The sequence below is a fragment of the Agathobacter rectalis ATCC 33656 genome (assembly GCF_000020605.1).
Classification (GTDB): domain Bacteria; phylum Bacillota; class Clostridia; order Lachnospirales; family Lachnospiraceae; genus Roseburia; species Roseburia rectalis.
The window spans coordinates 1,566,288-1,584,377 of the sequence record NC_012781.1 but is presented as its reverse complement, the minus strand read 5'-3'; the positions used below and the strand labels follow the sequence as shown (position 1 = coordinate 1,584,377).

Genomic DNA, 18,090 nt, shown 5'->3' with positions numbered 1-18,090 from the left:
ATCAATCCTCCCTCAGATGTACTACCCTGGCTGCCGCACGACGCCTGCTGTCCTCCTGGGCTGCATAATGCTTACGTGTGGTATTTACATCCTTGTGCCCTAGAACATCCGCCACAAGATAGATATCACCTGTTTCCTGATAAAGTGTGGTGCCATATGTACTGCGAAGCTTATGAGGAGTAATATTCTTAACGGTTGTTACGAGTCTCGAATACTTTTTTACCAGATTCTCAACAGAGCGTACAGATATACGCTTCCTCTGTAAAGAGAGAAAAAGCGCATTAGCATGCCCCTCGGCAGGTGTAATTATGCTTCTCTCCTCCCAGTACGAAAGAAGTGCATCACGTACCTCATCACCAAAATAAACAATCACATCAGCACCACCCTTTCGGTGCACCTTGATTCCGTTGTTTTTGAAATCTACATCATCCATATCCAGCCCCACGCACTCAGATACACGGATACCTGTTCCAAGAAGCAGTGTCATAAGTGCAAGGTCACGAACCTTTGTTTTCTCATGGAAACGCTGCTGGTTCTTGGACAGACTGTCTCCTGACTCAACCTCATCGAGAAGCTGTGCGACCTCATCAGTATCAAGACGGATGATATTCTTCTCATGTATTTTGGGAAGGGTTACCTTGCTCGCAGGATTGGTATCTATAAACTCTTTCCTGAAATAAAAATTATAAAAAGTGCGCAGTGATGCAAGCTTTCGCTTAATGCCTCTCTCGTCATTGGTGTGTACGACGCCATCCTTCTCATAATACTTTAGATAAAACAGATATTCCTCAATATCTGAAGGACTGATCTGATCTAACAGAGATATAGGGTAATCCCTTATATCATATTTCTTAAGCGATGGATTGGCACTCTTCATGTACTCGAAAAAGGTCTGTAGATCATATGCATACGCTATCTTGGTTCTTGAGGACTTATCCGCATCTATTCCGATAAAAAAATCCATACAGAACTTCGGAAGCTTCTGTATCATGTCTCTGAGCTTTAATTCATTTTTTATATTTACGTCTTCGTAATAAGCTTTGTCTTTCATAATAATACTATATAATAATCAAAGTTGACTCTAACCAAGTATTTCTTTGATTTTCTCCTCTATACGCTCCTTGACCAGTGCAGCTATATCCTTCGTCTTCATGTCCTTGTACTCATCATACTCAATAGGCTTTAAATAGTGAACCTGCGTTGTAACAGGGCCAAAATGAAAGCTGTTGAACACCTTATATGAATCTATAAGAGCTATCGGAATAATAGGAACATGTGATTTCAATGCAATCTTAAAGCTTCCTGCTTTAAAATCCTGCACTTTATTCTTATTATTGAACTTATAGCCACCCTCCGGAAACAAGACATATCTCTTGCCGTTTTTCACATCCTTAGCTACCTCATTGATTATAGTAAGCCCCTGCCTTGGATTATCTTTCTCTAAACGCTTTGCCTGAACCAGATCCACAAATTCCCTGACAAGCATTGTATGCGACTTCTGCTTATCCATAACAAACGACAGTACCTTGTCATGTGTAGTAATAATTCCCAGTAAATCATACTTTCCCTGATGGTTGGGATACATGATATAGCCACCTGTTTCAGGAAGATTCTCAAGACCATAGGCTTCTGTTGTAATTTTTCCCGATTTATTCATTAAATCTATACAGTGCCGCATCATATCATATCTCTCCGCTTCTGAATATTTCTGCGGATGATCAGCCATGTATCTCATTTTGGGAACAATATACGGCGCTCTATGAAAATTTGCAAATATAACAAAAAATAGTTTTAACATAAATATCCAATCTCCTGTTTCAAAAACGGATAAGCTATAGATACTATAACCCAAATCCGCTGCAATTAACCTATATTATATAAGAAACAGGAAATTTTAGCAAGAAAACGTTACTTTATATCCTGAGAATAATATGAAACAACTATATAATCGCCACTGCGGACATTGCCATCTGTAAGACTATTGAGCCTGCAAATTTCATCTACATAATCTCTTTTGCTCACCTGACTGTCAGCAATATATCTGTCGGCAATGCTCCAGACAGTGTCGCCCTCCTCAACCCTGACGCTGGTATAATATTTGTTATAAGGCCTGCTGTCACCGGAACTGGCAAAAATATGAATAGTGCCACACAATATAATGACAGCTGCTATAAATGCAACAGCAGTCCATCCAAACATTTTTCTTCTACCTGATAAAGTATTTCCTCTCATAAAACCACCTCTTGTATTTCCGAACATGTGTTTGTTGTTATTGTGGTTACATAATACATCTCGAACAATCGTTTGTCAATAGAAAAACGAACAAAATTTCGGAATATATGTTTGCGTTTGCTTTGGTTTTATGATATACTTTTTCTAAGATATAATTTTTATTTTTACAATCATTCATGGGGTGCAAAATTCCTTTTGCCCCATATCATTATATTATTTTAATATTCACATGGAGGATTTACCTATGGCATTAGAAAAGATTTCAGACAAGCAGAAAGAGATACTGGAGTTTATCAAGAGTGAGATTTTAAACAGGGGCTATCCGCCATCAGTGCGTGATATCTGCGAAGGTGTACATTTAAAGTCCACATCCAGCGTCCATGCTCATCTCGAGACACTGGAGCGAAAGGGCTACATAAGAAGAGATCCTGCCAAAAACAGGGCTATAGAAATTATAGATGACAGCTTTGGTTTACAGCGCCGCGAGATGGTTAATGTTCCTTTGGTCGGTCGTGTAGCTGCAGGTGAGCCGATACTCGCAGTGGAAAATATCGAAACCTATTTTCCTGTTCCTGCTGAATATATGCCAAATAAGCAGTCATTTATGCTTAAAGTCAAGGGCGAGAGCATGATTAATGCCGGTATCTTCGACGGTGATAATATCCTCGTCGAGCAGCAGAGTGATGCTTCAAACGGAGATATGGTTGTAGCACTTATAGATGATTCTGCCACTGTAAAGACTTTCTACAAAGAGAATGGTCACATACGTCTTCAGCCGGAGAACGACACAATGGATCCAATCATAGTTCCGGACTGTGAAATACTCGGCAAAGTGTTTGGAGTATTTCGTTTCTTCTAATATTAATTGCAAAAATATCGCACCCATATGCTAAGCTAAACAGCTCGGCATATGGGTGCGATATTTTAAATTACCGGTTTCGATTTATAATTCCTTAATCATAGAATAAATACTACAGTGAATGTACATCCACCACTTTTCCATCTCTCCATATTCTGTCGAGATCATAGAACTGCCTGTCTTCTTTAGAGAACAGATGCACGATAATATCCTGATAGTCCATAAGAATCCATGTAGAGTTGCCTGTTCCCTCTACCTGCTTCTGATGCACTCCGTTTGTATACATAGCCTCATCCACGGCATCCTCCATGGCTGTGAGCTGATTTGCATTATTTCCGTTTGCAATGATAAAGTAGTCTGCTATAGAAGAAACCTCTCCTATGTCGAGGACTGTGATATCCTCTGCCTTTTTGTCTTCAAGTGCTTCCACTATCTTTTTAACTAAATCGATTGTCTGCATAGCAGTTATTCCTCCCTGTTGTCTCTGTATTTAGCATAATAATTGTAAGTAATCTGGGTAGTCGGATCTATTGCCCCACTCTTTGTGTTAAGGAAATTGATTGTATCATACAATATCTCTGCAACAGTCCTATCAAGGTCTGAAAAAGCAAGCTTTCTTATCTCTTCAAGCCTCGGTGCTTCACATCTGTTTGGCTCAATATAATCTGCCACAAAGAGTATTTTGTCAAGGAGCCCCATATCTGCTTCTCCTGTAGTATGCACTCTTATGGCATGCAGTATCTGCGTATCCTTAATACCATACTCTTCCTCCGCCAGCACCATGCCTGCCTTTGCATGTAACAGCCCCGGGTTTGATATCTCTACCTCTGTTATGTCTATATTTTTCTTTACACAGAGTTCGATTTTCTTTTCAGTCGAAAGACACTTGGCGCAGTCATGAAGCAGGCCTGCAAGCATTGCCTTTTCTATCGAATAGCCGTTTGCCATGGCAAGACAGCCGGCAGTATACATCACTCCAAGCGTATGCTGATACCTTTGTTTATCAAGGCTCTTCTTTAGCTTTTTCTTTATTTCTTTTACTTCCATACTCTATCACCTGTATAAATTATTAGCCTGTATATATGACATAACTGCAGCATCAAGACACATTTCCGCTCCTTTAGGACTCCTATACCCGTCTGCCTGTGACTTGGCACGTAGCAGTCTCCTGACCTGAGTAGATGACACATCCATCCTGTCACACTTTAAAAGTCTTATATCTGCAGGAAACAGATTTTTGATATGAGCAATCTTTTCTTCCATCTGCTGCTTTGGAAAATTTTCCCTCACCATAACAAGGATTATTGCTGTTTGGGCTATTATATCAGGCTTCATCCATGACTCAAAATAGTCGAGCGAATCTCCACCCATGATAAAATACAGTTCATCCTCCGGATAAAGCGCCTTTAGCTTTTGGAGTGTCACATACGTATAGCTGGTGGACTCATCCTTTATCTCAATATCAGACACCTCAATACCGGGCACTGCTTCTGATGCCAGCTTACACATATTGTACCGGTGGCTAAATGCTGTCATTGCATTCTCAGTCTTGTTCGGTGAGTGACCTGACGGAACAAGCAGAATCCTGTCAAGAGAATACTCTTCCATCGCCTTTTGTGCCATGTATATATGACCTTTGTGTATCGGGTCAAATGCCCCACCAAAAATCCCTGTTTTCATGGCTTATTCCGGAAGCTTAATCTTTGGATTTTTCTTCGCAGGACGATAAAAAATCATTTTTTTGCCTATTACCTTAACCACTGCAGAGTGTGTTCTCTCACCGATTACACTTGCAATCTCTCTTGGATCATCTATGCAGTTTTTAAGAACTGCGACCTTGATCAGCTCCCTCTTTTCAAGTGCTGCATCAAGAGCCTCGATGATTTCCGGAGTAAGCGATGCCTTTCCAATATTGAAAATAGGGTTAATTGTGCTTGCAAGGCTGCTTAAATATGCACGCTGTTTACTTGATAAATTCATATATACTCTTTCTCCTTACTTGTAATAATCAAACTCGAAATCATACATGCGGACAGTATCTCCATCCTCGATGCCCATATTTTCAAGCTCCTTGATGATACCCTGCTCACGCAAGAATCTCTGGAAAAAGGCAAAGCCCTTCTCCGAGTCCATATTTGTATATCCGAGCATTTTCTCAATCTTTGGACCTGATATCTCATATGCACCATCGGCTGCCACCTCAACCGCGTACGGCTCATCCTTAAAGAATGAAAGTGCAGGATCAATCTCCGGCTCATATACAGTAACCTCTTTTGGACAATTTGCAAGCAGGTTCTTCACCTCGTACAAAAGCTCCTTAAGGCCCTTACCGCTTACTGCGGATATCGGGAATACCTTTATGCCCTGTGGCTCGAATTCGGCTCTTAAGGCCGAAATCACCTCATTCTCATCTCCTGCTATGGCATCTATTTTGTTGGCTGCAATGACCTGTGGCTTTTTGAGAAGCTGTGGATTGTATGCTTCAAGCTCCTTGTTTATCGCCTTGATGTCAGCAACCGGATCACGGCCTTCAGTACCGGCAGCATCAACCATGTGTATCATGACCTTGGTACGCTCTATATGACGCAAAAACTCATGACCGAGTCCGATGCCCTCTGATGCTCCCTCGATAAGTCCCGGGATATCAGCAATTACAAATCCAAAGCCCTCATCCATATCAACCACACCAAGATTTGGCTGTAATGTGGTGAAATGATAGTTGGCAATCTTTGGCTGTGCATTGGTAACTCGTGACAGAAGTGTTGATTTTCCTACGTTTGGAAAGCCTACAAGCCCTACATCCGCTATCACCTTTAGCTCAAGCTGTACCTCAATTTCTATTGCATCCTGTCCCGGCTGTGCATATTTAGGAGCCTGCATGGTGGATGTGGCATAGTGCTGGTTGCCCTGACCGCCTTTTCCTCCGCGCAGGATCACCTGCCTTGTATTGTCACCGGACATATCTGCTATGACCTTTCCGCTTGCTGCATCCTTTATGAGTGTACCCTCCGGCACCTTAAGTATAAGATCCTCACCATTCTTTCCGTGGCAGTTCTTTTTGCCGCCCTCCTGTCCGGGCTCTGCTGCAAACTTTCTTCTGTGACGATAATCTGTCAGGGTGTTGATTCCCTTATCCACGAGAAATATAACGTCTCCGCCTTTTCCACCGTCACCGCCGTCCGGACCACCGTTCGGCACGTATTTTTCACGGCGGAATGATACATGACCATCTCCGCCTTTTCCTGATTTTATGATAATTTTTGCACGATCTGCAAACATAATTTTCCACCTCATGCTGAATGTCTGCATAAAACACTCAGTATACTTTATGACAAATCATTACTATGCTATATCTGTATAAGACACAGTAATAATAAATAAATCAATATTCCTGCTAATTTACAACATAAAAACCCCGGCTAATAAAAGTCGGGGTTTAAATCTTATTCGTTCACTACTGGATATACGGAAGCCTGTTTCTTATCTCTTCCAACTCTCTCAAATCTTAATACGCCATCAACCTTAGCATATAATGTATCATCTCCACCGATACCAACGTTTGTACCAGGGTGAATCTTTGTACCACGCTGTCTGTAAAGAATATTACCAGCTTTTACGAATTGTCCGTCTGCTCTCTTAGCGCCTAATCTCTTAGACTCAGAGTCACGTCCGTTCTTTGTAGAACCAACTCCCTTTTTATGAGCAAAAAACTGAAGGTTCATATTCAACATGTCTTACACCTCCTTGAAGTCTAGAATGATGTACTCATTCCCATAGTCTCTTTGTATTCCTTTTAGTCCCAGAATCATGGAATCCATAAGCAGTGCAACATCACCTGTCGCAGGCTTGTCAAGTCTGTAGTCAATCATACCTGTCTCTTCGTCTGTATCAAGGCTGTACTCAGCATGACACAGCTCTTCAGCGGAATTGATGAAGTTGATCACCAGCGCTGAAACCCCGGCACAGATTATATCATAACCGGAATCTGCAAAACCTGCATGTCCCTTTGACTTAAAGCCTATCTTATGTCCTTTTGAATTCTGATAAACGGTTATAGCTATCATTATCCGTTAATTTTTTCAATCTTAACCTGTGTGAAAGCCTGTCTGTGTCCGTTCTTTTTGTGATATCCGGTTTTTCTCTTGTACTTGTAAACGATAACCTTTTTAGCTCTGCCTTCTTTAACTACAGAAGCCTCAACTGTTGCACCTGCAACTGTTGGATCTCCAACCTTGAGATCATCTCCGCCTACAACTAAAACCTGATCAAAAGTAACCTTCTCACCAGCTTCAACGCCAAGCTTTTCAATGGTAATGATATCGCCTTCAGATACTTTGTACTGCTTACCACCTGTTGCTATAATTGCGTACATATGGCACCTCCTATTTATCATTACTCGCCAGTTACGGTGTTGCGAAAGTCGCAAACTTATACCTCACTGTGCGGCATACTCCAGTATATTAGCATAGAGCTATCTATTCGTCAAGTGTTTTTTCTAAAATTTGTTTAAGAGATTTGTGGACCTTTTTTCTGGTCAGCTCCACCAGTCCAAGCTTCGTGATATCCACAAAGGTACAGACTGTATTATCGTCCTTTATATACCGTTTGAGCTCTTCAATAAGCGTATCCTTTGATGCCTCAGACTTCATATTGATAAAATCAATTATTATCATGCCGGAGATATTTCTGAGCCGAAGCTGCCTGGCTATCTCCTTTGCGGCCTCCATATTGGTCTTTAATATACTATTGCTCCCCGACGATATATTCTTTGCACTGTTTACATCTATAAAGGTAAGTGTCTCAAGCTGTTCTATTATGATGTTGCCACCACAGTCAAGCCATACCCTGCGCGAGGTCAGATTATCAATCAGCCCTCTTATGCCATAGAGTGTTGACATGCTGATAGCTGAATCGTCATATCGCATTATCTTTTCAGGAGCATGGTCATATATGCCGTACTCTGTAAGAAGACTGTCATATATGTCATCGCAGTCAGTCTTTATCCACTCCACCGTGGCAAAATCAATTGTCTTCATTAAAAGCAGATAGTCGCTCATCCCATGATATACGCATGAATAGAGTGCCTGATGCGGTGCCTTTTTTATTATCTGATCATATTTCTGTGCTACCGAATATGCATCTTGCGAAACCGCTTTATCCTCCACATTTTTGGCATTGGTTCTGACTATGATGCCATAGCCCTCTTTTTCGTGGTCTGCACAACTTAAAAGCACAGCCTTACGTAAAAGAGCCGCCCTTTCCTTATCCAGCTTCGATGAAACACCTATCTGTGTATCAAAATTGGTGAGAATCACATTGCTTCCGAATATAGAAAGCTTTGTTGTGACCACCGGATCCTTTGTCTTTAGCGCATCCTTTATGACCTGCACAAGTATCTCATCGCCCTCACACAATCCTTCTTTTTTTGATTTTTTGTTTGTGTATACAGGATTTTTTGCATCATTTAGCGACAGATAACAGCTTTTATTCTGCGCAATGGTCACAAATGCCGCATTTATGCCCGGCAGTATCTTATTTACCCTTGCCGCGTATATATTGTTTATTATTGTATCCTTCTCGGGAAGGAGCTGGAAATCCTTATAATTTCCGTTTTCGTCCATCAGTGCATACACTGTGTATGTCTTATTATTTTTTACTGTTTTAGTCAGAATAATTCTGTTCATTATGAGATTTCTTCTCCCATGTCAAGCAGACAAATGAGTGTTCCATCGTCTTTTCTTGCATACACTTCCTGCCTGTGGATTTGTATGGCAAGCGGATTGTAATCAAGTCCACACTTTTCGTATATGGCCTGAAGCACAAACTCAGGCTTTATATTGTCAATGCTTCCTGTTGATACCTGCATGAAAAACTCAGGCTTTTTGTTATTTTCCATGACTGTAAGCTTGTATACAAGAGGCTTTATATCTACCTCTCTCTCACTCTTTTTAGTCTTTTTCATCACAACAAAGGATGGCTCGTCAAAAAAGTGCTTATCTATCGCTTCCTTCCACTCCTCTATGGTGTATGGGCTCTCATAGCCATCCTTGAAGCTAAGCACATAATCTGCAGCCGCAACAAGCGACATAGCCTTCTTTGCATCATCCGGCAGAAGCACATACCCTGTCACCTCTACTCCGTCCACCATCTGGGCATTTAAAGCTTGTATGCTTTTTTCTGTAGATTCTGTTGTATTTACATCTATGTCAAAGTACTCACCATCACTTGTGATGCCCACTCCAAGCGGAGCCGCAAACGACATAATCTGGTGAGCAGAATACCCCTCTGAATAGCGGATATCAATATCTGCCCTTCTGACCGCCTTCTGGAAGTATCTCATCATATCGAGATGTCCTATAAACTTCATGCAGCCCCATTTTTTAAACTTCACTCTAATTTTCATAGCAGACACCTCCTCCATAGCTCTTTGCACCGCAGGCAGAGCACCTCATGCGGCAGTTAGGAGTGACTGTCTCCTTATGGGCTGTCTCCCACTCTCTTATCATAAACTGCTTTGTCACACCTATATCGATAAAATCCCATGGGAATACTTCATCTAAAGGCCTTTCTCTCATCGTGTAGAAATCCGGATCCAGTCCGCATTCCTTTATCGAATCAATCCATCTGTCATAGTCAAAATACTCTGTCCAGGCATCATAATATCCGCCCTTTTCGTATACCTTTACTATCGCATCGCAAAGCCTTCTGTCGCCTCTTGCAAGTATGCCCTCTATCACAGTGACATAGGCCTCATGCCAGTTGTATCTGATGCTCTTTCTGTTGAGCTGCTCCTTTACATGGTCATTTACTATTTTGGCTCTGCCCAGATACTCAGAAGGCTCATACATTCTCGCCCACTGGAATGGTGTAAAAGGCTTTGGCACGAAAAATGATGTACTTATCGTAATCTGGCATTTTCCGGCTCTCTTTTCCTTTGGAACGGTATCATAGTACAATGCCGCCACATCGTTTGCAAGCTCAGGAATGCCCCTCATATCTTCCTCTGTCTCTGTAGGCAGACCGAGCATGAAATAAAACTTCACCTTGTTCCAGCCGCCCTCAAATGCCTGTTTTGAGCCGTTCATGATATCATCCACGGTAAGTCCCTTGTTAATGACATTTCTAAGGCGCTGTGTACCGGCCTCAGGCGCAAAGGTCAGACTGCTTTTTTTGACATCCTGCACCTTCTGCATGATATCGAGCGAAAACGCATCAATTCTGAGTGAAGGCAGGGAGATATTTATCTTCTTTTCCTTGCAGATATCAAGCAAAAATGTGATGAGCTCGTCAAGCTCCTTGTAGTCGGATGAGCTTAAGGAGCTTAAAGAAATCTCCTCGTGTCCTGTATTTTTGATAAGAGCCGCTGCAACGTCCTTTAAGTGGTCAACCTTTTTCTCACGGTTTGGGCGGTAAATCATACCGGCCTGACAGAAACGGCAGCCTCTTATACAGCCACGCTGTATTTCAAGCACCATTCTATCCTGCGTAGCCTTGATAAAAGGCACAACCGGTGCCTCCGGGTAGGTTGAGTTAGTCAAATCTACCTGCACCTGCTTTTTTATCTTTACCGGAATATCATCATACTTAGGCTTCATGCAGCAAATTGTTCCATCCTCATTGTACTCCACCTCATACAAAGCAGGTACATAAAGACCCTCAATCTTTGCAGCCTCATGTAAAAACTCTTCCCTTGAAAGTCCATCAGCCTTTGCCTTCTTATAAAGCTCAAAAAGATTGCCGTACTGTGTCTCACCCTCTCCGATATAAAATATATCAAAGAAGTCTGCAATCGGCTCCGGATTGTAGGTACATGGACCACCTGCAATCACAATAGGACAGCCTTCCGCTCTATCCCTTGAACGAAGCGGTATCTGTGCGAGGTCAAGTATCTGCAAAATATTTGTGTAGCACATCTCATACTGCAGCGTCATGGCTACAAAGTCAAAGTCTTTTATAGGCTCCTGCGACTCAAGTCCGAAAAGCGGTATATTCTCCTGCTTCATGATTTCATGCAGATCAGGCCACGGAGAATAAACTCTCTCGCACCACACGTCATCCATGCGGTTGAACATATCATATAATATCTGGATTCCCAGATGTGACATACCAATCTCATAAACATCAGGAAAACACATCGCAAAACGTATATTTACCTGCGATGTGTCTTTCATTACTGAGTTGAACTCATTCCCGATATATCTAGCCGGTTTGTCTACCTTCATAAGTATCTCATCACTTAAAGCTAGTTTTCTCATATAATTTCCTCTAAATAATTATTGTGTTTTAAGGCTATCGCTGTGCCAGCTCCCCTGCTATCTCTGCCCATGTGATATTTTTCTGAGCCATAAGAATCATGCAGTGGTACATAAAGTCCGATATCTCAAACTTCAAATCATCACTGTCCGGATTTTTGGCTGCCAGAATAATCTCAGTGCACTCGTGTCCGAGCTTTTTTAATATCTCATCTATGCCCTTTTCCATGACAGCATTGGTGTACGAGTCTTCCTTTGGATTCTTCATACGGTCAACTATCACCGCATAGACTGATTCAAGCACTGTAAGTGGATTCTTCTCCACATACTCCTTTTTCACGATATTATTGAAAAAGCAGGTCCTGTTACATGTGTGACATGCAGCTCCCACCTGCGAAACCTTCGCAAGGATAGTATCATAATCACAGTCCGCTGTCAAAGACTTTACGTACTGTAAATGTCCTGATGTAAGTCCCTTGGTCCAAAGCTCATTGCGGCTTCTGCTCCAGTAGGTCATGCGTCCGCTGTTTATCGTGACATTGAAGGCCTCCTCATTCATATAGGCAAGCATGAGCACCTGCTCATTGCGGTAATCCTGCACTATGACAGGCACCATGCCGTCAGAGTTGAGCTTTAAATCAGACCACTTTAAGTCTGGAGTAAAATTGTCAACAAGTATTCCTCCGTCAGAAAGCTTTGTCTTTAACGCCATGATATCATTTTCAGGATCATTGATAAACTCTCCTGCAATGCCTCTTAGTGTTTCACGCTTCATGACATCAATTATTTTATCCATGTCAAACTGCGGCATATAGACCACATACGGTGTGGATGTGAGATTCTCAAGGGCATCTATTATATCTATATTCAAGACCAAAAGCTCATGAAAGGTATCCTCTATCTCCTCCTGATGCTTGAAAATATAGTCTACATTGCTGATTGACAAAAGGATTTTATCCTTGCCAAACTTCTCGCTTGCCACATTTGCAAGCTCAAGGCTTGAATCCTTTGTAGCATTGAAGATGACCTGTAAACAGCCTGCATACAGCAGCTTTTTCACGTCCTCTATGCGGTTGATATTGCCTCCGGCGCACACCTTTATGTCGATATTTCTGTTTATATTTTCTATCGTATGTATGTTTTTCTCATGCTCATCATCATCAGTTGAAAGATCAAAAATAATAATCTTGTCTATGCCACTGTCATTGTAGAGCTGACACAGATTGTAGACGTCGCCCATAACTGTCATATCAGACGCTGATTTCACGGCCTGGCCGTTTTTTAAATACAGTGTAGCAACGATGTTCTTAAAACCAGTCAAATTACAAACTTCCTTTCGTGGACATCACGTCCTTTATTCTGCTATCATAGGTGCAGGCATCGTCAAGCGCCTTGGCAAATGCCTTAAACATAGCTTCTATCATATGATGATTATTTCCCGGTGTCAAAACCTTTATATGCAGATTCATCGCAGCAGAGTAAGAAACGGCATAGAAAAACTCTCTAACCATCTCTGTATCCATATCTCCGACTCTCTCGCAGGTAAACTCACCGTCAAACTGCAGGTACGGTCTGCCTGATAAGTCAATGGCACAAAGCACCAGCACCTCATCCATCGGTAAAATAAAGCTTCCAAATCTCTTTATGCCCTTTTTGTCTCCGACAGCCTGTGCTATAGCATTGCCAAGCACTATGCCGCAGTCCTCTATAGTATGATGACAGTCCACATTTAAGTCACCGTCGCATGTCATATCGAGGTCAAAAAACCCATGCTTTGAAAAGCCCTCCAGCATATGGTTAAAGAAGCCTATGCCCGTGTCTATATTTGATTTTCCGGTTCCGTCTATATTTAAACCGACCGAAATATCAGTCTCTTTTGTTTTTCTACTAAGCTTAGCGCATCTATCTGCCATTTCTTACTCCTTTGACTAATCCTCAAATCTAACCTTGATTGAATTTGCATGTGCCGTAAGCTTCTCACACTCTGCAAACTGCTCAATATCTGTATGTATTCTCTCAAGTGCTTCTCTTGAATATGAGATGATGCTTGACTTTTTGATAAAGTCATCTACAGATAAGGCTGAGAAGAATTTTGCTGTTCCGTTTGTAGGCAGAACATGGTTTGGTCCTGCAAAATAGTCTCCCAAAGGCTCTGATGAGTACTCTCCGATAAAAATTGCTCCTGCATTTTTGATTTTTGTCATGACTGAGAAAGGATCTCTTGTGACAATCTCCATATGCTCTGAAGCGATATCGTTTACTGCATCAATTGCCTCATCCATATCCTCTGCAACAAGTATATATCCGTAGTTTTCAAGAGATTTCTCAATGATTTCTTTTCTTGAGAGGACCTCAACAAACTTATCAACTTCCTCTGATACTTTCTTTGCAAGCTCCTCACTTGTTGTGATCAAGATAGCTGATGCCATCTCATCATGCTCGGCCTGTGAAAGTAAATCCGCTGCCACATAACGTGGATTTGCAGTCTCATCTGCAAGCACCAGAATCTCGCTAGGTCCTGCGATTGAATCAATGCTGACATATCCAAACACAGCCTTTTTGGCAAGGGCAACAAAAATATTTCCCGGTCCAACAATCTTGTCTACCTTTGGCACACTCTCTGTACCAAATGCCATTGCAGCGATAGCCTGTGCACCACCTACCTTGTAGATTTCATCTACTCCGGCCTCGTTTGCGGCTACAAGTGTGGAAGGATATACCTTGCCGTCAGCTCCACATGGTGTACACATAACAATCTTTTCAACGCCTGCTACCTTTGCAGGAAGCACGTTCATCAGCACAGATGAAGGATAGACAGCCTTGCCGCCCGGCACATATACTCCTGCCTTTGCTATAGGTGTGACCTTCTGTCCTAAAATGATGCCGTCCTCTGTTGTAAACCATGAGTTCTGCAGCTGCTTCTCATGATATTTTCTGATATTTACAAGAGCTTTTTTTATAACGGCAAGAAGCTTCTCATCAACCAGCTCATATGCTTCCTTTATTTCTTCCTCTGTGACACGGATATTTGATGCATCCACATCCGCTTTATCAAATTTCTTTGTGTATTCAAAAACAGCCTTATCACGGTTTTCCTTTACATTGTTTATAATCTCATTTACCGTGCTCTCATACTCTGTATAGTTGTTAGGGCTTCTCTTAAGCAGGCTCTCCAATATGTTCTTCTGTGAATCCTTTGTAAGTTTTAAAGTTCTCATTACAGCCTCCGTCTAAAATCATGTATTGATATAAATTATACGCTATTTGATAACAGTCTTCAAATCACTTATGAGCTTTGTGATACGCTCATTGTCCATCTTCATGCTGACCTGGTTTACCACAACCCTCGCAGACAGCGGACAGACCTCCTCAAGTACGGTAAGTCCGTTCTCCTTAAGTGTAGTTCCGGTCTCTACTATATCACAAATCACCTCTGAAAGTCCAACAATCGGAGCAAGCTCTATTGAGCCGTTTAGCTTTATAATCTCTACCGTCTGATGCTTTTTATTGTAGAAATAATCCTTTGCGATATGAGGATACTTGGTGGCAACTCTTATCTGCTCATGATGCTGTAAAAGCTCCCTTGCACTCTCCGGTCCGCATATACACATGCGGCATTTTCCAAAACCTAAATCAAGCACCTCGTATATATTTCTGCCCTCCTCGAGGATGGTATCCTTTCCTACCACACCGATATCGGCAGCGCCATACTCCACGTAAGTAGGCACATCAGGTCCCTTTGCCAGGAAAAATCTAAGCTTAAGCTCCTCATTTACGAAAATCAGCTTTCTGGTATCCGGATCCTTCATCTCCTCACAGGTGATGCCTATCTGCTCAAAAAGCTGCAGTGTCTTTTTTGCAAGTCTGCCCTTTCCCAGGGCAAAGGTTAAATATCTGTCATCACTCATCTTTTATTCCTCTATAAACTCAACTCTGTTTATACGGTTGTCTACCGCATATGAAGCATAGTCCTCTTTCGTTTTATTTTTGTCCTTAAGCACCATCTGTGTATTTACCCCATCTCTTCGAAGCTCCATAGAGCGCTTGATTGCCGCATGGTATGCAGCCTCCTCAAATACTATAAGTGAGGAATTCTCAATGACAGGCACATCAATATCCTGACGGCTTAATGCTGCCATGAGCTGATCCACAACAATTGCAAAGCCGATTGCAGCAGCGTCCTTTCCAAAGTGTGAAAGCAGCTTGTCATAACGGCCTCCCTTTACAATAGGCTCTCCTGTACCATATGTGTAGCCCTGGAAAATGATACCAGTGTAATATGTGTAGTCACTGATAAGTCCAAGCTCATACGAAATATATTTCTCGATGCCGTACGCCTTTAAATATTCTCTAAGCTTAAGCAGAGTATCAATAGATGATAATATCTCATCATATCCCTCCGCAAGCTTTAAAGCCTCCATAAGCTGCTCATCCTGTAAATCGAAATTGTCTAACAGTCCAAACAGCTTCCTTAGCTTGTCGTTCATCGAAAGACTGTCAACAAACTCCTCCACACCGAAGAAATTCTTATTTGCTATGAGCTCTTTTAGGTTTTCCTCCTGCTCCCCTGACAGCCCTGCTGCCTTTGTGAGACCGTAAAAAAACTGCGAATGTCCGACTGAAATCTGGAAATTCTTAAGTCCGCTCTCAAGCATCGACTCAACCGTCATCGAAAGTATCTCGGCATCTGCAGAGATAGAGCCATCACCTATCAGCTCTGCACCGCACTGTGTGCTTTCCTTGAGCCTGCCCTGATAATCCGATGAATTGATAAAAGTATTGCCAAGATAACACAGCTTGACAGGCATATCGTCCTCTATATAGTACTTAGCCGCACTTCTTGCAATAGAAGGTGTGAAATCAGGACGAAGAACAAGCGTATTGCCCTCCTTGTCAAAAAACTTATATAAATCCTTTGAAGGGGTTGTTCCGACATCGCTTCCAAAAATATTAAAAAACTCAAACGTAGGTGTCATGATATCATGATATCCGTATTTTAAAAGTGTACGGTGCAGCTTATCCTGCAAATACAGCTTTTTTTTGCATTCTCCGTTATATATGTCTCTTACTCCGTCCGGAGTGTGTAATAATTGATTTTCCATAATCTGTAAAATCTCGCTTTCTTGTAGTAAAGTGTTATCGTGGTAATATGCTACCATACGATAGTAATACTGTCAAGCCCTGCAATTTAAGTCAAGCTGAAGAGCGTTCAGATACGGCACAAGTATTCCGGGCACCTCCGGGAGGAAAAATGCCGGCTCAAGCTCCTCATAGCGGAAGCTCTTTCTGCCGCCTTCTGCAGCTCTATCCCAGAATTCTGTCAGTTTTTTAAATGTGAGATAATAGTATTCGTTCCTGTGTGTGTACGATATAAGGATAAATGCAACACCATCCTGTTTTTCAAAGCATCTCATAAACTCTACCTGATGCTCATGTATATTGGCAAGGGGAAACGTGTCGGTATTACATTCCTTTGCATCAAAGCATACCGGGATTCCCTGTACAGCGCCAATATAGTCAACCGTACTCTTCTGCTCGAAATAAGCCAGTGTAATGTGTCTGGTTTCCGGCTCCATCTTTATAGGTGTAATCGGAGTGGGAATCTTTTGTATGAGCGCCAGGCCGTTCTCCCTGTATTTTTCATTTGTCTTGTTTATCATGTCCTCTAAGGTCGAGCCTCTTAAGCCTCTTGAATTCCAGGTTGCCATATCGTTTCTATCTTCCTTAATACTGTAAGCTATGCGATGTAAAGTAAATAATGACGGGTTTAAAGCCCCACCCTGCTCCATATGTCAGGCAAAGCCGCCTCTATATATCTGCCATCAGGCAAAATCACATGGTGCGCATGCAAAAGCTGGCTGGTCACATGATAATTTTCTTTGTAAAAAGCATTAATCCTTCTATCACCATACTTTATATCACCTATGATCGGATGACCAATCGATGACAGATGTGCCCTGATCTGATGGCTTCTTCCGGTAATCAGATGCACCTCAAGAAGAGTTGCTTTATGGCACGAAGCACTCATATCAATTGTCTTAAGAGGCCTGTAGGCAGTCTTTATTGGCAGTGATTCATCACTTATGGGCTCCCTGGTTATCTGCACCTTATTTACAGCCTCATCCTTTGTCAGAAAGCCCTCTATGGTCATAGGCTCATCAACCTCTCCTGCAACAAGCGCCATATAATACTTTTCTGCGGTTCTGGCCTTAAGCACCTGTGACAGGTACTGCAGTCCATGAAGCGATTTACCCATCAGAATCAGCCCCGATGTATTTCTGTCCAGGCGGTTGCACACCGATGGCTTAAAGCTCTTATATGTGTCAAAATCAAGCTTTCCCTCTTTTATCAGGTATCCGATAAGCCTTTCGTTTGCAGAAATATCAGTCTCCTTTGATTTCTGCGACAGCATATTGACGGGCTTGTTTGCAGCCAGTATGTCATCATCCTCGTATACCACACCAAGTCCGTCAGGCTTTAGTGCACTAAGTGCCTTAAAGTCCTTCATCAGTCTGTCCTCATTGACGGAAAACTTAGCAAATGTATCATCTGACAGAAAAATCTTGATTTTGTCGTCAACTGACACAATTTCTGTGCCTGACGCTTTCTTATCATTCAGTTTTATGTTCTTCTTCCTGAGCATCTTGTAAATAAAGCCCATGGATGCGTTTGGAAGTATCTTTTTAAGGTATTTGTCAAGCCTCTGGCCTGCCTCGTTTTTACCAGCTTTAAATTCTTTCATAGTCT

General features: G+C 42.0%; 22 protein-coding genes. 1 reads left to right on the top strand and 21 read right to left on the bottom strand.

Translation table 11 applies throughout. The features are described from left to right. Position 1: 1 nt before the first annotated feature. From EUBREC_RS07635 to EUBREC_RS07625, 3 genes are all read right to left on the bottom strand, one after another. Entirely contained in the window at positions 2–1,051 is a 1,050-nt protein-coding gene (locus tag EUBREC_RS07635; protein ID WP_012742546.1) for a tyrosine-type recombinase/integrase, read from the bottom strand. 30 nt (positions 1,052–1,081) lie between these two features. After that, positions 1,082–1,798 (bottom strand): lysophospholipid acyltransferase family protein, encoded by a 717-nt coding sequence (locus EUBREC_RS07630; protein ID WP_012742545.1) that lies wholly within the window; start codon positions 1,796–1,798, stop codon positions 1,082–1,084. A 110-nt stretch (positions 1,799–1,908) separates the two neighbouring features. Further along, positions 1,909–2,232, bottom strand: a complete 324-nt coding sequence (locus EUBREC_RS07625) for a LysM peptidoglycan-binding domain-containing protein (protein WP_041254041.1) — start codon at positions 2,230–2,232, stop codon at positions 1,909–1,911. Between the two features lie 244 nt (positions 2,233–2,476). On the opposite strand from EUBREC_RS07625, the gene lexA reads away from it, so the two are divergent. Beyond that, positions 2,477–3,091 carry a transcriptional repressor LexA gene (lexA, locus tag EUBREC_RS07620; protein ID WP_015569226.1) on the top strand — a complete coding sequence of 205 codons (615 nt, stop codon included), beginning with the start codon at positions 2,477–2,479 and terminating at the stop codon, positions 3,089–3,091. A gap of 112 nt (positions 3,092–3,203) precedes the next feature. Here lexA and rsfS read toward each other — a convergent pair whose 3' ends face one another. The 18 genes from rsfS to EUBREC_RS07530 all read right to left on the bottom strand — a co-directional run bounded on the left by rsfS (position 3,204) and on the right by EUBREC_RS07530 (position 18,085). After that, a complete protein-coding gene (gene rsfS, locus EUBREC_RS07615) occupies positions 3,204–3,551 on the bottom strand; it encodes a ribosome silencing factor (RefSeq protein WP_012742542.1) in 348 nt (115 codons plus the stop codon). A gap of 5 nt (positions 3,552–3,556) precedes the next feature. Then, positions 3,557–4,138 (bottom strand): bis(5'-nucleosyl)-tetraphosphatase (symmetrical) YqeK, encoded by a 582-nt coding sequence (gene yqeK / locus EUBREC_RS07610; protein WP_012742541.1) that lies wholly within the window; start codon positions 4,136–4,138, stop codon positions 3,557–3,559. Positions 4,139–4,144: 6 nt separating this feature from the next. Continuing rightward, complete coding sequence (nadD, locus tag EUBREC_RS07605; RefSeq protein ID WP_012742540.1) at positions 4,145–4,771, bottom strand: nicotinate-nucleotide adenylyltransferase; 627 nt, start codon at positions 4,769–4,771, stop codon at positions 4,145–4,147. A 3-nt stretch (positions 4,772–4,774) separates the two neighbouring features. Further along, positions 4,775–5,071 carry a ribosome assembly RNA-binding protein YhbY gene (yhbY, locus tag EUBREC_RS07600; protein WP_012742539.1) on the bottom strand — a complete coding sequence of 99 codons (297 nt, stop codon included), beginning with the start codon at positions 5,069–5,071 and terminating at the stop codon, positions 4,775–4,777. Between the two features lie 15 nt (positions 5,072–5,086). Then, positions 5,087–6,370: a GTPase ObgE gene (gene obgE, locus EUBREC_RS07595; RefSeq protein WP_015569230.1), complete on the bottom strand. Its 1,284-nt coding sequence runs from the start codon at positions 6,368–6,370 to the stop codon at positions 5,087–5,089. Between the two features lie 164 nt (positions 6,371–6,534). Beyond that, a complete protein-coding gene (gene rpmA / locus EUBREC_RS07590) occupies positions 6,535–6,822 on the bottom strand; it encodes a 50S ribosomal protein L27 (RefSeq protein WP_012742537.1) in 288 nt (95 codons plus the stop codon). Between the two features lie 3 nt (positions 6,823–6,825). Beyond that, on the bottom strand, positions 6,826–7,155 hold the full coding sequence (locus tag EUBREC_RS07585; protein WP_012742536.1) for a ribosomal-processing cysteine protease Prp: 330 nt from the start codon (positions 7,153–7,155) through the stop codon (positions 6,826–6,828). After that, entirely contained in the window at positions 7,155–7,463 is a 309-nt protein-coding gene (gene rplU, locus EUBREC_RS07580) for a 50S ribosomal protein L21 (RefSeq protein WP_012742535.1), read from the bottom strand. Before rplU ends, EUBREC_RS07585 begins: the two co-directional genes overlap by 1 nt. 103 nt (positions 7,464–7,566) lie before the next feature. Beyond that, on the bottom strand, positions 7,567–8,775 hold the full coding sequence (locus tag EUBREC_RS07575) for a ribonuclease E/G (protein ID WP_012742534.1): 1,209 nt from the start codon (positions 8,773–8,775) through the stop codon (positions 7,567–7,569). After that, positions 8,775–9,494, bottom strand: a complete 720-nt coding sequence (locus tag EUBREC_RS07570; protein WP_012742533.1) for a TIGR03936 family radical SAM-associated protein — start codon at positions 9,492–9,494, stop codon at positions 8,775–8,777. The genes EUBREC_RS07575 and EUBREC_RS07570 overlap by 1 nt, the downstream gene beginning before the upstream one ends. Next, a complete protein-coding gene (locus tag EUBREC_RS07565; protein ID WP_012742532.1) occupies positions 9,484–11,346 on the bottom strand; it encodes a TIGR03960 family B12-binding radical SAM protein in 1,863 nt (620 codons plus the stop codon). The genes EUBREC_RS07570 and EUBREC_RS07565 overlap by 11 nt, the downstream gene beginning before the upstream one ends. 34 nt (positions 11,347–11,380) lie before the next feature. Continuing rightward, complete coding sequence (gene hisIE, locus EUBREC_RS16985; RefSeq protein ID WP_012742531.1) at positions 11,381–12,664, bottom strand: bifunctional phosphoribosyl-AMP cyclohydrolase/phosphoribosyl-ATP diphosphatase HisIE; 1,284 nt, start codon at positions 12,662–12,664, stop codon at positions 11,381–11,383. A gap of 1 nt (position 12,665) precedes the next feature. Then, positions 12,666–13,256, bottom strand: coding sequence for an imidazoleglycerol-phosphate dehydratase HisB (gene hisB / locus EUBREC_RS07555; protein ID WP_012742530.1), 591 nt, complete (start codon positions 13,254–13,256; stop codon positions 12,666–12,668). 15 nt (positions 13,257–13,271) lie between these two features. After that, positions 13,272–14,561, bottom strand: coding sequence for a histidinol dehydrogenase (hisD, locus tag EUBREC_RS07550; protein ID WP_012742529.1), 1,290 nt, complete (start codon positions 14,559–14,561; stop codon positions 13,272–13,274). 42 nt (positions 14,562–14,603) lie between these two features. Then, positions 14,604–15,251 carry an ATP phosphoribosyltransferase gene (gene hisG, locus EUBREC_RS07545; RefSeq protein ID WP_012742528.1) on the bottom strand — a complete coding sequence of 216 codons (648 nt, stop codon included), beginning with the start codon at positions 15,249–15,251 and terminating at the stop codon, positions 14,604–14,606. A gap of 3 nt (positions 15,252–15,254) precedes the next feature. After that, complete coding sequence (hisZ, locus tag EUBREC_RS07540; protein ID WP_041254039.1) at positions 15,255–16,445, bottom strand: ATP phosphoribosyltransferase regulatory subunit; 1,191 nt, start codon at positions 16,443–16,445, stop codon at positions 15,255–15,257. Between the two features lie 72 nt (positions 16,446–16,517). Continuing rightward, on the bottom strand, positions 16,518–17,051 hold the full coding sequence (locus EUBREC_RS07535) for a Holliday junction resolvase RecU (protein WP_015516333.1): 534 nt from the start codon (positions 17,049–17,051) through the stop codon (positions 16,518–16,520). Positions 17,052–17,110: 59 nt separating this feature from the next. Then, a complete protein-coding gene (locus EUBREC_RS07530) occupies positions 17,111–18,085 on the bottom strand; it encodes an RluA family pseudouridine synthase (protein WP_012742525.1) in 975 nt (324 codons plus the stop codon). Positions 18,086–18,090 lie beyond the last annotated feature (5 nt).